The 14,812-nt window shown below is 48.3% G+C and carries 12 protein-coding genes; 7 read left to right on the forward strand and 5 right to left on the reverse strand.

Translation table 11 applies throughout. The features are described 5' to 3' along the window. Positions 1-186: 186 nt before the first annotated feature. Genes GLV81_RS05445 through GLV81_RS05465 form a run of 5 tightly spaced genes read left to right on the forward strand, consistent with a single transcriptional unit; the run spans position 187 to position 5,082 of the window. Positions 187-696, forward strand: coding sequence for an NAD(P)H-dependent oxidoreductase subunit E (locus GLV81_RS05445; protein WP_157477538.1), 510 nt, complete (start codon positions 187-189; stop codon positions 694-696). After that, positions 693-2,360, forward strand: coding sequence for a NuoF family protein (locus GLV81_RS05450; RefSeq protein WP_157477540.1), 1,668 nt, complete (start codon positions 693-695; stop codon positions 2,358-2,360). The genes GLV81_RS05445 and GLV81_RS05450 overlap by 4 nt, the downstream gene beginning before the upstream one ends. 12 nt (positions 2,361-2,372) lie before the next feature. Continuing rightward, entirely contained in the window at positions 2,373-3,080 is a 708-nt protein-coding gene (gene hoxU / locus GLV81_RS05455) for a bidirectional hydrogenase complex protein HoxU (protein WP_157477541.1), read from the forward strand. 33 nt (positions 3,081-3,113) lie between these two features. After that, on the forward strand, positions 3,114-3,653 hold the full coding sequence (locus tag GLV81_RS05460; RefSeq protein WP_157477544.1) for an NADH-quinone oxidoreductase subunit B family protein: 540 nt from the start codon (positions 3,114-3,116) through the stop codon (positions 3,651-3,653). Beyond that, positions 3,646-5,082 carry a Ni/Fe hydrogenase subunit alpha gene (locus GLV81_RS05465; RefSeq protein WP_157477546.1) on the forward strand — a complete coding sequence of 479 codons (1,437 nt, stop codon included), beginning with the start codon at positions 3,646-3,648 and terminating at the stop codon, positions 5,080-5,082. Before GLV81_RS05460 ends, GLV81_RS05465 begins: the two co-directional genes overlap by 8 nt. Here the strand turns inward: GLV81_RS05465 and GLV81_RS05470 are convergent. Further along, positions 5,071-5,535 (reverse strand): hydrogenase maturation protease, encoded by a 465-nt coding sequence (locus GLV81_RS05470; RefSeq protein ID WP_157477548.1) that lies wholly within the window; start codon positions 5,533-5,535, stop codon positions 5,071-5,073. The two genes, GLV81_RS05465 and GLV81_RS05470, sit on opposite strands and share 12 nt — an antisense overlap. 176 nt (positions 5,536-5,711) lie before the next feature. Continuing rightward, a complete protein-coding gene (locus GLV81_RS05475; RefSeq protein ID WP_157477550.1) occupies positions 5,712-6,539 on the reverse strand; it encodes an SMP-30/gluconolactonase/LRE family protein in 828 nt (275 codons plus the stop codon). 155 nt (positions 6,540-6,694) lie between these two features. Here GLV81_RS05475 and GLV81_RS05480 point away from each other — a divergent pair, with 155 nt between their 5' ends. Continuing rightward, positions 6,695-9,643 (forward strand): alpha/beta hydrolase family protein, encoded by a 2,949-nt coding sequence (locus GLV81_RS05480; protein WP_246186267.1) that lies wholly within the window; start codon positions 6,695-6,697, stop codon positions 9,641-9,643. A gap of 251 nt (positions 9,644-9,894) precedes the next feature. Here the strand turns inward: GLV81_RS05480 and GLV81_RS05485 are convergent, their stop codons facing one another. Genes GLV81_RS05485 through GLV81_RS20020 form a run of 3 tightly spaced genes read right to left on the reverse strand, consistent with a single transcriptional unit; the run spans position 9,895 to position 13,824 of the window. Then, positions 9,895-10,950: an acyltransferase family protein gene (locus GLV81_RS05485; RefSeq protein ID WP_197428966.1), complete on the reverse strand. Its 1,056-nt coding sequence runs from the start codon at positions 10,948-10,950 to the stop codon at positions 9,895-9,897. A gap of 52 nt (positions 10,951-11,002) precedes the next feature. Beyond that, a complete protein-coding gene (gene uvrA / locus GLV81_RS05490) occupies positions 11,003-13,351 on the reverse strand; it encodes an excinuclease ABC subunit UvrA (protein WP_246186268.1) in 2,349 nt (782 codons plus the stop codon). 26 nt (positions 13,352-13,377) lie between these two features. Then, positions 13,378-13,824 carry a hypothetical protein gene (locus GLV81_RS20020; protein WP_246186269.1) on the reverse strand — a complete coding sequence of 149 codons (447 nt, stop codon included), beginning with the start codon at positions 13,822-13,824 and terminating at the stop codon, positions 13,378-13,380. 244 nt (positions 13,825-14,068) lie between these two features. On the opposite strand from GLV81_RS20020, the gene GLV81_RS05495 reads away from it, so the two are divergent. Beyond that, positions 14,069-14,653 carry an RNA polymerase sigma factor gene (locus tag GLV81_RS05495; protein ID WP_343030591.1) on the forward strand — a complete coding sequence of 195 codons (585 nt, stop codon included), beginning with the start codon at positions 14,069-14,071 and terminating at the stop codon, positions 14,651-14,653. Positions 14,654-14,812 lie beyond the last annotated feature (159 nt).

Below are 14,812 nucleotides of genomic sequence, written 5' to 3' on the forward strand. Positions count from 1 at the left end.
AATTGGAAAAAGTTCATCAAAATGATGCGGTATTTCTCAGTTCATTGCGCTGATTTTGCTCATGTTTCTGCAAATAGCCGGCCGGTAGATTTGTTACTATAGCAATTCCGATAACCCCATCCCGCACTTGCGGCCTTGCTGTTGCTCGCCTTGCTTTCATCGTTCAGTTTCTAAGTAAAGAACGTTATGAAACGACCATTTGCCAATGCCTCATCGGGGCTTTCTGCCTCCGATCCACGGGTGAAATTATTAGACACCCGCATGAAGAAAGAGAATTTTCGTCCGGATGCACTCATTGAAATTTTGCATGCAGCTCAAAATGCGTATGGTTATTTGCCCATGCCTGTGCTGCAGCATATATCCAATAAGTTGCATATTCCTCCTGCACGGGTATTTTCTACCGTTACTTTCTATCATTTCTTTTCGCTGAAGTCGAGAGGAGATCATACCTGCCTGGTGTGCACCGGTACTGCCTGCTATGTAAAAGGTGCCCAGCAATTGCTGGATGCCGTGGAGCAAAGCTTTGGTATCAAAGCGGGTGAAGTGTCGGCCGATAACAAACTCGGCTTGCAAGTGGCCCGTTGCATTGGCGCCTGTGGTTTGGCACCTGCTGTAGTGATAGACGAAGAAGTGCAGGCCAAAACTGATGGGCAGCAACTCGTAGCAAAAATTCATGAAAAACTGGAGGCAATATGAACCGGCAGGAGTTGACGGTGATGGCAGATCAGGCCAAAACAAAACACCATCATTTCAGTAAAAAAGTTTGTGTGTGCTGTGGTACCAGTTGCATGGCTTCCAATGCAGAAAAAGTATTGGAACAAGTACAGCAAAACATAGTTGCACTGGGTTTGAAAGACGAAGTAGAAGCCAACCTGACGGGTTGCATGGGATTGTGCAATCAGGGACCGCTGGTAAAAGTGTTGCCCGATCATACCATTTACCAAAAAATAGCACCAGAAGAAGTGGCAGACTTGCTGAAGGCACAGTTTGTAGACAAGCAACCGAAGAAAGAAAAACTGTTGTTTGCCGATACCAGACCCGAACCTTTTGTAAACGCCAACGATGATCCGTTCTTCAAAAAGCAACACAAAATCATTTTGAAAAATTGTGGCGTCATCAATCCGGAAGACATTGAAGAATACATAGCGTATGATGGGTACAAAGCTTTTGACAAAGCCTTGAACAGCATGCTGCCGGAAGACGTGATAGCTGAAATAAAACACAGCCGGTTGCGGGGGCGTGGTGGTGCAGGTTATCCCACGGGTATGAAGTGGGAAACGGTGTACAAATACGTCAACAATCAGAAATACGTAGTGTGTAATGGCGATGAAGGTGACCCTGGTGCCTTCATGAACCGCAGTGTGCTCGAAGGCAATCCGCACAGTGTGCTCGAAGGCATGATGATTGCGGGTTATGCGGTTGGTGCCAGCAAAGGCTACGCCTACATCCGCGGCGAATATCGCCTGGCAATTAAGCGTTTTGAAACAGCCCTGAAACAAGCCAAAAAACTGGGTTTGTTGGGTAAAAATATTTTGGGCAGCAACTTCTCTTTCGAAGTAGAAATCAGGATTGGTGCAGGTGCATTTGTATGTGGTGAAGAAACCGCATTGATTGCTTCTATTGAAGGCAAAAGAGGAACGCCAAGTCCACGGCCGCCATACCCTGCGGAGTGTGGTTTGTGGGGCAAGCCAACACTCATCAATAACGTAGAAACCTATGCCAACATAGCGCCGATTATATTGAATGGTGGCGAATGGTTTAGCGAAACTGGAACAGCTAAAAGTGCCGGCACCAAAGTGTTTGCGCTGGCCGGCAAAATAAAATACAGTGGCCTGATTGAAGTGCCGATGGGTACCAGCCTCCGCGAAATTGTGTTTGATATTGGCGGCGGTATTCCTGGCGATGGCGAATTCAAAGCCGCACAAACCGGTGGCCCTTCGGGTGGTTGTATTCCGGAGCAACATTTGGATGTGGGCATGGATTACGAATCACTCATGAGCCTTGGCAGCATCATGGGTTCGGGTGGATTGATTGTGATGGACAAGAGCAGCGACATGGTGGACGTGGCCCGTTTTTTCATGGAGTTTTGTATGGATGAAAGCTGCGGTAAATGTGCTCCCTGCAGGGTAGGTACCCGCATGATGCACGACCTGCTACAACGCATTGTAGACGGCAAAGGCACTCAACATGATGTAGACAGATTGCAAGAGTTGGCAGTGTATGTAAAAGAAGCCAGCCTCTGTGGTTTGGGTGGTAGTGCTCCCAATCCGTTGCTTAGCACCCTCCGCCATTTTCCCGAAGAATATGCCAACCGCCTGGTGTCACCGGAAGTATTGATACATCAACATCTCGAACTGTAAAGCCACTTGTATATGCCCATCATTACTGTGTATATCAATGGACTAAAAATCCTCACCGAATCCGGTGTAACGATTTTGGAGGTATGCAAAGCCAATAGCATACCAATGCTTACGCTTTGTCACCTCAAAGGCCTGCATGATATTGGCGCCTGCCGCTTGTGTTTGGTAGAAATTGAAGGGGTGAACCGCCTATTGAGTGGCTGTACCACACAGGTAGCCGACAACATGATGATACGCACCGATACCGATCGTATCAAGCGGTATCAACGCATTACGGTTGAACTGTTTTTTGCGGAGCGAAATCATGTATGTGCCGTATGTGTAGCCAATGGCAACTGCGAATTGCAGGAAGCTGGTTATGCTGTAGGACTCGATCATATCCGTTATCCTTTTTTGTATCCGGAGTGCAAAGTGGATACATCGCATCCTTGGTTTGTGATGGATCACAATCGCTGCATTATGTGCACCCGTTGTGTGCGGGTATGTACCGAAGTAGAAGGTGCCGGTAACTGGGGTGTGATGAACCGTGGTCATGATGTACGCATCATTTCCGATTTCAATACGCCTTGGGGCGAAAGCAGTACTTGCACCGATTGTGGTAAATGTGTGCATGCCTGCCCAACCGGTGCTATCTGGCCAAAAGCAGTGGCACAAGGCCAACTCACAAAGTATCCGGAAATGATAGGAGAACTGGTAGAAAAAAGAAAACTGCTGCAATAGCTGCACGTTGTATTGCGCCAAAAACTGGAGCCAATGAAAAAGAAATTAGCCACTGTATGGTTGGGCGGCTGTTCGGGTTGCCACATGTCGCTGCTGGATATAGACGAACGCATTTTGGAAGTAGCCAAACTCGCCGACATTGTAAAATGTCCGATTGTAGATGGAAAGCCATTTCCTGAAGTAGATATTGCGTTGGTAGAAGGTTCTGTAACCAGCGATGAACACTACGAAGAAATATTGCACATCCGCAAGCAGGCCAAAGTGTTGGTGGCATTGGGCGATTGTGCCGTGATGACCAATATTACCGGTATGCGCAACTACTTTCCGTTGCAAGATGTGATGGCTGCGGCATACACACATTCGCCCAGCAATGATGGTGAAGGAATGTGGCCCAATCATGAGGCCTTGTTGAAGCTGCATGGTAAAGTGTTGCCGCTGCAATCGGTAGTAACGGTAGATGTAGTTGTGCCGGGTTGTCCACCCAGCGCCGATACCATTTTTTATGTGCTATACGAATTGTTGAACGATCGCATGCCCGATTTAAGTACCGCTCAAAAATTGAAATATGGATAAGCCTGCTGCCAAAAAAATATTCATCTCGCCGGTCACCCGTATCGAAGGCCATGCCAAAATTACCATTGCACTCAAAGACAATGGCGAAGTAGATCAGGCGCAGTTTCATGTAAATGAGTTTCGGGGTTTTGAAAAATTTTGCGAGAGCAGAATGTATACAGAAATGCCCACTATTACGCCCCGCATTTGTGGCATTTGTCCGGTGAGCCATACCATTGCCAGTGTAAAAGCCTGCGAAATGATACAGGGCATTCAGCCTACGTACACAGCCAACCTGTTACGCCGGCTCATGCACATCGGGCAAAATATTTCTTCGCATGCCTTGTCGTTTTTTCATTTGTCCTCTCCTGATTTTTTATTGGGCTACGATAGCGATCCGGCCAGCAGAAATATCATTGGCCTGGCTGAAAAATTTCCGGATGTGGCGTTGAAAGGTATTCGCCTCCGCAAGTTTGGACAGGAAATCAGCGAACGCATTACGGGTAAAAAAATTCATGCCATGGGTATTGTGCCCGGCGGCATGAGCTACCCGCTAACGAAAGATAACCATCAGGCATTGCTGCAGTGGATACCCGAAGCATTGGATGCGGTGCAAACAGGCATTCGCATCATCAAAGATTTCCATGCTGCCAATGCAGATATGATCAACAGCTTTGCCACGTCGCCTACCATGTATCTCGGTACGGTGGGGCCAAATGGAGAACATGAATTGTACGATGGCTTGCTGCGTTTTGTAGATGCGGAAGGCAATGTGTTGCAAGACCAATTGTCGCCAACGAGGTATCTGGAATTTATTGCTGAAAGAGCGGTGGAATGGTCGTACCTCAAGTATCCGTATTACAAACCGTTGGGTATCGAAAAAGGCATTTACAGAGTCGGGCCGTTGGCCAGATTGAATGTAGCCGACAGGATGAAAACACCGTTGGCTCAGGCAGAATTTTTACAGTTCAGGGCTTTGGGCAATGGACAGCCGGTGCATGGTACTTTCTTTTATCACTACGCCCGTTTGATAGAAACGCTGGCGGGTGTAGAAGAAGCTGCCATGTATTTGCAAGACCCGGAAGTAACAGGTACGCATTTGCAAACATTTGGCCGCTGGAATAACGCAACAGGTATTGGTGCTTCAGAAGCACCACGGGGTACCTTGTTTCATCATTACGAAACAGATGACAGCGGCAAGCTAACGATGGTCAATCTGCTGATAGCCACGGGACAAAACAACCCATCCATGAACCGCTCCATTACGGATGTGGCCCGCCAATATGTGCATGGCGCAGATGTAGCTGAAGGAATGCTGAACAGAGTGGAAAGTGCCATTCGTTGCTATGACCCATGCCTGAGTTGCTCCACCCATGCCATGGGCAAAATGCCGATGCAGATTGACATCGTGAATGCCGGCGGCGAAGTGCTGCGGTCTTTACAGCGTTGAATCGTTGAGGATTTGTTGTAGCCACTGCTGCCAAAGGGCATAGGCCGTTTGTGCATGTTGCATACAAGCGGGGCTGATGGCTGTTCCCATCTCAAACTGCTGTGCGGCTATGCGCAGCGTAAACCAATCAATCGGTTGCTGATACAAATTACGATGCAGCTGCATCAGCGTCACCACATCTGCCTGATGCGATTCGGCATGTGCAGGGGTGTCTTGCGGAGCGATAGCGGAGAGCAGTGCCGGTTCATTTTGTATGGCAGCATCTATCACCATCACGTGTGTGTATTGCTGCAATTGTTCTAGTACCTCAATGTGTAACTGATGCATGGTTTGTACGGTTACAAACGGATGTGCATCAGCGGCAATTTTGTCTGCCAGCCAATGGCCCACAGCATCATCGCCACGAAGGCTGTTGCCAATGCCAATGACTAATATGTGGGGAGTGGTTTTCATGTTTGCCGGGTAAAGATACAGCGGTTGATGGGCTGCGGGACGTCGGGGCCGGAGCGAAGCGTAGCCCGTAGCAGCCCGAACTACAGCTGAATCATGTTCTTTTGTTGACAGCCCCAAAAACACAACAGCCACCTGTGCTGTACAGATGGCTGCTGGCAGCAATAGCTGTACGTTATTTATTGCAAATGAAATGCGATAACGCTGTTTTTGTAAAAGGTTGGGGCATACACGATGCGTTTGCTGTCATCGTAGCCAATGTCGGCGGTGTTTATTTTTTCGTTGCGGTAGTCGAGCAGTTTTTCCACTTTGCCATCGGCATGCACATAGTAGATGACACCGGCCCAAGAGCTCACAATAAAATCTTTGCCGCCCACTCTCTCCACGCCATCGCTGCCGCCTTCGAGGCCTTCCGCAATTTTGCTGCGGTTTTGGCCATTGGCATCCAGTTTATACAACACTCCATTGTCGAGCACATACACGCCATCGGGCTGCCACAGCACTCCGTTGGGGCGGGTAAAACCATCGGCAAAGAGGCTCACTTTGTCAGCTTCAATTTTGTGCACTTTCTTTTCCTGACTATCGCTTACATACACTTCTCCCTTGGGGCCAACGCTAATGTCGTTGAGAAAATTCGCTCCTTCAACAAGTATCTTTTTGATGATGGTTCCCTGCTTGATGTCGATGACCACCACTTCATTCATATCGGCTACATACAGCAGGTTGCCATGCTGACCCATGCCCTTGGGTGCGTTCAGGCCTTTTACCCATTCAATGGCAATGGGTTTGCCATCGCGGCCGAGTTTGCCAATAGAACCATTGCCGTCTTTACCGCCGGGTGTGCCATCAATATTGCTTACATAAAGCACATTGTTTTTGGCATCTACAAGCACAGATTCGGGCACTTTCCAGGTGCTGTCGGTTTGCCACAATTTGTGCAGGGCATGCTGTGCTTGTGCGGTTGCAAAAAGGAAAATGGAGTAAACGGGAAGGAGTATTTTTTTCATAACAACAATTGAGCGGATGAACTGCAACTTACAACTATTGCGTATAACTTTTTGTTGGCCCGGCTTGGCTATGGGCAAAAGAAAATGACAATGGAGCGTCTAAACTCACATTGAATGATTTACTTAGACTTTCATTCTTTTTTCAAAACAATTGTATGAGAAAATACGCATGTATGCTGCTGGCGATGAGCCTGGCAGCGGGCCAGTTATCGGCACAAAAAAAGCCACTCGACCACAGTGTGTACGATGGTTGGGAAAGCATTCAGGAGCGGGTACTCAGCAACAATGGTGAGTATGTGGCTTTCACTGTCAATCCACAGGAAGGAGATGGCCGTTTGGTGCTGGCCAACAAGGCCAACAGCTGGCGGTTGGAAGTGCCCCGTGGTTATCAGGTAAGCCTGAGTGCCGACAGCCGCTATGCGGTGTTCAAAATCAAACCGAACTATCAGGAAACGAGAGATGCCCGCATTAAAAAGAAGCGCCCCGATGATATGCCCAAAGACAGTTTGGGTATAGTACAACTGGGTAGCAGCAATGTGCTGAAAATAGCCCGGGTAAAAGCGTACAAAATGCCCAGCGATGCTGGCGGCTGGATGGCTTACCACATGGACAAACCTTTGCCCGATACGGCCAAAAAAGCGCCGGTAGTGCCCAAAAATCCGCAAGCCGATAGCCTGCGCAAAGTGGTGGACAGCCTTACGGCATTGTTGCAAAAGTTTCCGGAAAAAGTGCAACAGAAATACTTGAAAGATGCTGAAGGCTTAGGGCTGAATGCTGAAGGCTTGGATGCAGATGAGCCTGCCGGTGCTGCAGCGGGTGGCGGCGATGCCGGCACAGAGCTGGTGTGGTACGAGCTGGCCACCGGCAAAAAACTGACCTGGAAAAATGCTCTCGATTTTACCACCGATAAAATGGGTAATAAGCTGGTGATTAAAACGGCCAAAGTGGGCAAGGGTAATGCGTATGTGTTATCTGTAGATGTTGCTGCAGCAAAAGTGGACACGGTGATGAAGGCCTTCAACGATGTAAAAAACCTGACGCTGGATGAGCAGGGTTTGCAGTTGGCTTTTGTAGCCGAAAGAGACAGCAGCGCCAAAGCTATCCAGAAGTTTTACAAACTCTGGTACTGGCGCCATGGCACCGATAGTGCCGTGCTGATAGCCGACCGCACTACGGCTGGTAAAACCAACGGCTGGACCGTGAGTGAATTTGCCAACCTCAGCTTTAGCAAAAGCGGCGAACGTTTAATGTTTGGTGTGGCTCCTGTAATGCCACCGAAAGACACGACCGTGCCTGAATTTGAAAAAGCACAACTCGATATCTGGCATTATAAAGATGATTATTTGCAGCCCTATCAACTGCGTAACCTGACCCGTGAGCTCAACAGAAGTTACCTCACGGTGTACCATGTGGGTTTGAAAAAAGTGGTGCAACTCGCCGATCAGCAATTGCAGGACGTTAGACCAAGTGGCAACGGCGATGGCAAATGGTTTTGGGCGGTGGATGATAAAGCCAGCCGCATTGCCAGCCAGTGGGCCGGCCGTGGCAAAGGCGATATGTATGTGATAGACCCCGCTACCGGGAGCAAGCAATTGGTAAAAGCCGGTGTAGATGGCATGCCCATGGGTACCAGCATGGATGGTACCACTTTGCTCTGGTACGAAACAGGCGATAAGCAATACCACACTTGGAAGGATGGCAAAGAATATGTGCCATCTAAAGGCATTAAAGTAGCCTTGTATGATGAAGAAAATGATGTGCCCGATGATCCTTCTCCATATGGGGCGTTGAGCTGGGAAAAAGATGGTTCTGCCTTGTACGTGTACGACAGATACGATATCTGGAAACTGGACCCAATGGCTGCCAAAGCGCCAGAGATGATTACCGGTGGCATTGGCCGCAGTTACAAGTGGACCATCCGCTGGCAAAACCTCAACCGCGAAGAAAATTTCGTAGAGTCGGGCAAGCCTTATCTGTTTACCATTTTCAACAATACTGATAAAACCGCTGCCATTAAATGGCAGGCTATCGGAAAGCCATTTGTGCTGAACAAAATGGCGCAGCAAACATTGCCAACCCGCTTGGCGTCGTTTGTAAAAGCGAAGGATGCCGATGTGCTGAGTTTTAGCACCGAAAACTACCAGCAATCGCCAGATATTCGGGTAGCGGCACTGGCAGATGCCGTGAGTCAGCCCATGCAGGCCATTGTGCTTTGTCAGCCCAATCCGCAGCAAAGCCAATACCTGTGGGGTACAGCAGAGCTGATTGAATGGAAAGCTTACGATGGCAAAATGACGCAAGGCATTGTGTACAAGCCGGAAAACTTCGATCCCAAAAAGAAGTATCCGATGATTGCCTATTTCTACGAAACATTGAGTGATGGTTTGTACAGCTACACTGCACCTGCACCTACACCCAGCCGGTTGAACATTCCGTTTTTTGTGAGCCGTGGTTATGTAGTGCTGGCGCCAGATATTCATTACCGCAAGGGTGAGCCCGGCCAAAGTGCTTACGACTACATTGTGAGTGGTGCCCGCCACCTGGTAAAACTCGGTTATGTAGACAGCACCAAGATGGGCCTGCAGGGCCAAAGCTGGGGCGGCTATCAAACCGTGCAGCTCATTACCATGACCAAATTGTTTGCTGCAGCATGGGCTGGTGCTCCTGTTGCCAACATGACCAGTGCGTATGGTGGCATTCGTTGGGAGAGTGGCCTCAACCGTCAGTTTCAATACGAAAAAACACAGAGCCGCATTGGGGCTACATTGTGGGAGCGTCAGGATTTGTATTTGAAAAATTCACCGCTTTTTCATTTGCCTAAAAACAAAACACCGTTGGTGGTAATGCACAACGATGCTGATGGTGCAGTGCCCTGGTATCAGGGTATTGAGTTGTTTACTGCCATGCGTCGTTTGAATCAGCCGGTGTGGTTGCTGCAGTACAATAATGAAGCCCATAACCTGGTAGAACGCCGCAACCGCAAAGACATTCAGATTCGGGAGCAGCAGTTCTTCGACTGGTTGTTGAAAGGCGAAAAGCCAGCCAAGTGGCTCACAGAAGGCGTGCCTGCCACCATGAAAGGCCGCGATTATGGATTGGAATAATGTTGTTGTATACTGATAAAAAAAGAGGGCTGTTTGCCCTCTTTTTTGTTTACATAGTCCTTGTCTCGGGAGAGAAGGATTTGGTGGAAGACCGGAGACAGAAAATCAGATAGTCGGGACTTGAAGGTCCGGAGTCCGTAGATGGCAGACTACTTTACGGCACCTCTCCTTTGGAGAGGCAGGGAGAGGTAAAAGAAAATGTGATGCAGCCATCAGTAATCTGTAGTCAGTGGTCGGTTGTCACTCCGCATTTACGCAAACCATTTGTCTTTCATTTTAAGCAGTGGCTGCTCAATGAATTTGAACGACACATGCGCCACGCCAATGGCCAGGGCGGTGTACAAGACAATTTTGACAACCCACACCTGATGTTGCAAACCAGCCAGCGGGCCGAGTGCTTTGAAGTTGATTTTATTCCAGATGTACGGATTGAAAATGTACTTGGTGAAATACACTGACACTGGAATATGGTAGAGATAAATACCATAGGAAATGCGGCCTAGGTACATCACCCAGCGCAGTTGTAAAAAGCGGTCGATGAATGTAAACTGAATGCTTTGGTAGTAAATTTTTACCAACCAAAAAGTAGCGATGCAAGGTGCAATCACATACATCGACCGGTGCGGAATGGTCAGCGAAAGTATCAGCACCAAGATGCTAGCAGGCTCCAGCCATTTGATTTGCAACCAGCGATGCGGTACAGGATTTTTTTCGCAGAGCAAGGCTGCTAACCCGCCAAGTGCCAATGCATAGGCCCTGGGAAACAAACCTAAATAGGTGTAGCCTTCACTCATGGGAAAAACCAGAAATACCATTTGCAACCAACCCAAGAAAATGATGCTTACTAATGCAGCGAGTAACCATTTGAAACGATTGCGCAGCAGCAAAATGACAAAAGGCCAAATGATGTAAAACTGTTCTTCCACACACAACGACCATACATGTATGAAAGGAATGCCTTTGAGCCCGTGCTCCGCAATGGTATAGTTGAACGTATAGGTAGAGAGCGGTACAATGTATTTGTTGGCGGTGGGATCGCCGGTGAAATACAAGATGCCAATCACCAAATAGTAAATCGGAAAAATACGCAGGGCCCTGCGGCCGATGAACTTTTTGTAAATGCTACCAATACTGCCACGGCTGTCGTAAATGATGCGGGTGATGAGAAAGCCGCTTAACGCAAAAAACAATTCTACACCAAAGTAGCCCGCAGACATACGGTTGCCAATGGAGTAGGCAAAATGCTGCAGCAATACCAATGCAATGGCGATGAAACGAATACCGTCGAACTGTTTGATGTAGCGCATGCTGCTCATAAATGGCGGCAAACTTACAGGAAATGCTTGTGCACCCTGTTGTTTACAAAAAACGACCCGTATGGCTATCCTTGCATTTCTTCAGGTCTTGCGGCAGGCCGGCAAATACCAAAGTACCACCGCCATCACCTGCTTCCGGGCCGAGGTCTATCACCCAATCAGCATGTTTGATGACATCGGTATTGTGTTCAATTACCAAAATGCTGTGGCCCTGTGCTATGAGTGCATGAAAAGAGTTGAGCAGTTTTTGAATGTCGTGAAAATGCAGGCCCGTAGTAGGTTCGTCAAAAATAAAGAGCACATGACCGGCGCTTTTTCCTTTGCCCAAAAAGCTGGCCAGTTTTACCCGCTGTGCTTCACCTCCACTCAGGGTGTCACTGCTTTGCCCAAGCTTTACATAGCCAAGGCCCACATCACTCAATGGTTGAATGGCAGCTAAGATGGCTTTTTGATCGGCAAAAAAAGCAATGGCTTCATCCACACTCATTTCGAGTACATCGAAGATATTTTTTTCGAGATAGGTTACTTCCAGCACTTCGTCTTTAAAGCGTTGGCCTTTGCAGCTTTCGCATTGCAAATGCACATCGGCCAAAAACTGCATTTCTACAATTTGTTCGCCTTCGCCTTTGCAGGTATCGCAGCGGCCGCCATCTACGTTGAAGCTAAAGTGCTTGGGTTGAAAGCCGCGGATTTTACTGAGCGGTTGTGCGGCATACAAATCACGAATGGCATCCCATGCTTTTACATAAGTAACGGGGTTGCTGCGACTGCTTTTACCAATGGGGTTTTGATCCACCATTTCAATAGCGGTGATGCTATCGATATCGCCGCTAATTTTTTTATGTGCTCCTACTTTATCGCCGTATTCCCCTTTTATTTTTTGCAGGGCGGGATACAAAATTTGTTTGACCAATGTGGTTTTGCCACTGCCACTCACACCACTCACCACTGTGAGTACACCCAGCGGAAAAGTCACGTCAATATTCTGCAGGTTGTTTTGCCGGGCACCTTCTACCGTAATGCTTTTCTTCCACTTGTGCAGCTTGGCCGGGCCGGTGATTTGCATAGCGCCATTCAGGTACTGGCCGGTCAGGCTTTTGGGGTTAGCTGTAAGTTCGGCATAGTTGCCGGCGGCTACCACCTCGCCGCCCATGTGGCTGGCCAGTGGGCCCATGTCGATGATGTAATCGGCTTCCCGCATCATCATTTCATCGTGCTCTACCACCACCACCGTGTTGCCCAAGTCCCGCAGGTTTTTCAGCACCTGTATCAGGCGTTTGGTATCGCGGCTGTGCAGGCCAATGGAAGGTTCATCGAGTATGTACAACGAGTTGGTAAGGTTGCTGCCCAGCGAACGGGTAAGTTGTATGCGTTGGCTTTCACCACCGCTCAGCGTGTTAGCCAAGCGGTTGAGGGTAAGATACCCAAGACCTACATCCATCATGGTTTGCAGGCGTACTTCCAGCTCCATCAGTAGGCGTTTGCCCACTTCAGCATCGTATTCACTCAGGCGGAGTTGTGCAAACCACTGCTGCAAATCACGGATGGGCATTTCACAAAGTTCGCCAATGTGTTTGCCGCCAATTTTTACATACAAGGCTTCTTTGCGCAGCCGGTAGCCACCGCATTCGTGACATTGGGTGCGGCCACGGTAGCGGCTTAGCAGCACCCGGTATTGTACTTTGTAGAGGTTTTGTTCTACCTCTTTGAAAAAAGCATTGAGGCCATCAAAATAGGCGTTGCCCGTCCACAGCAGTTTGTATTCGGCAGGTGACAAATCATGCACCGGTTTGTGAATGGGAAAATTAGAAGACTTGGCCGCCCGTACGAGTGCCTTGTTCCATTCGCCCAGTTTTTCGCCACGCCAGGGGGCAATGGCACCCTCGTATACACTCAGGCGTTTGTCGGGTATCACCAGGTCGGGGTCAATGCCCAGCACTTGTCCAAAACCCTCGCAGGTAGGACAGGCACCAAAAGGATTGTTGAAAGAAAACAGGTTGGGTACGGGTTCTTCAAACTGCATGTCATCCAGCTCAAAACGGTTGCTGAACGAGAGCATTTTGCTGCTGTTGATTTCCAGCTGGCAGCTGCCTTCGCCTTCGTAAAAAGCCGTATCCACCGAATCGGAAATGCGATGCAAATCGTCTTCATCAAAATCCCGAATCACCAGCCGGTCCACCAACACATAGCCAGGCGTTTTGGCCGTCATCTTTTTATCAAAAGCGGCAATTTCAGTATCGTCTTCCAGCAGGTCTTCTATGCGTAGGGTTTCGCCTTTTACATATACCCGTGTAAAACCCTTTTGCAGTAAAATATTCAGTTCTTCCTTGGTGTTGCGGTTAGCATGTTTTTTAAACGCCACCAGCAGTAATACTTTATCGCCTTCGGGCAATGCTTTGATGCTGTTAATGACGTCGGTTACGTCGTCTTTTTCACCTCGCGGCCGCTTACTGGTGAAATGGTGTGGCCAATGCGGGCATACAACAGGCGGAGGTAATCGTACATTTCCGTCATGCTGCCCACGGTACTGCGGGGCGTACGGGTGATGACTTTTTGCTCAATGGCAATGGCAGGGCAAAGGCCCTTGATGTAATCCACATCGGGCTTGTTCATCCGCTGCATAAACTGGCGGGCATAGGCACTCAGGCTTTCGGCATAGCGGCGCTGGCCTTCGGCAAAAAGGGTGTCGATAGTAAGGGATGATTTGCCTGACCCGGAAACGCCGGTTACCACCACCAGTTTGTTGCGGGGGATGGCCACATCCACATTTTTCAGGTTGTGGGTACGGGCACCTTTTATGAAAATATGATCGGCAGGTTCGATGGCGGTTTCAGCGGGCTTTTTTCCCTTTTGTGACACTTTCATGCGGTATTTGCGTATAAATTCTTTAGCTTGCTCTCAAATCGGTGTCGAAACAATAACGCCCCGGCCGGTTAGCAACTTCGAAGATAATTCTAACAGACGGGCTGTTTTTTTTGTTTTAGCATATTTTTTGCAGCACCAATAAAATACCTGGCTGGGTTACGCACTATTTTCATTCTTTACCAAAAAGCATTTGCCTATCGCAATCATTTCTACTCTACTTTCTATTCACCACTTAAAGGGAGAAATGATGCTTTCTTACGCTAATCGTTCCGATTCGCAGCTGATACACGCCTATCACAATGGCGATGGTTTTGCCTTGGAAGAACTTGTCAGCCGGCACAAAGACAGGGTGTACACCTCTATTTTATTTCTGGTAAAAGACAAATACCTCGCCGAGGATTTGTTTCAGGATGTGTTCATCAAAATCATTGACACCATCCGGCAAAACCGATACAACGATGAAGGCAAATTCATTAGTTGGGCCATGCGCATTGCCCACAACTTGTGTGTCGATCATTTCCGCAGGGTAAAGCGTAGCCCCACAATGATTAATGGCGACGGTAAAGATGTGTTTGACTGGCTGCATTTTTCAGATGAAACTGCTGAGAGTAACATGATGCGCCGCCAAAGTCACGACCGGGTGCAGCGGATGCTGGAGCAATTGCCTGAAGAACAAAAGGAAGTGATTGTATTGCGCCACTACGGCAACCTTAGTTTTAAGGAAATTGCAGAGATCACCAACTGCAGTATCAACACTGCTTTGGGCAGAATGCGTTATGGCCTCATCAACCTGCGCAAACTGATGACGGAGAAGCAAATTTCTTTATAAACATTGGTGATAAAATGTGCCCGATTTTGAGGTTTTGTAAACATCATTTCGGTGTAACATTGCATTACAAAATTCGCAGTTAGTTATTGACAGACATACTTGTCGCTCTGCAGTTCCAACTGCAGTATTTAGGCTTAACGATTCGCCTGTCATAGTAAA

The sequence above is a fragment of the Phnomibacter ginsenosidimutans genome (assembly GCF_009740285.1).
Classification (GTDB): Bacteria; Bacteroidota; Bacteroidia; order Chitinophagales; family Chitinophagaceae; genus Phnomibacter; species Phnomibacter ginsenosidimutans.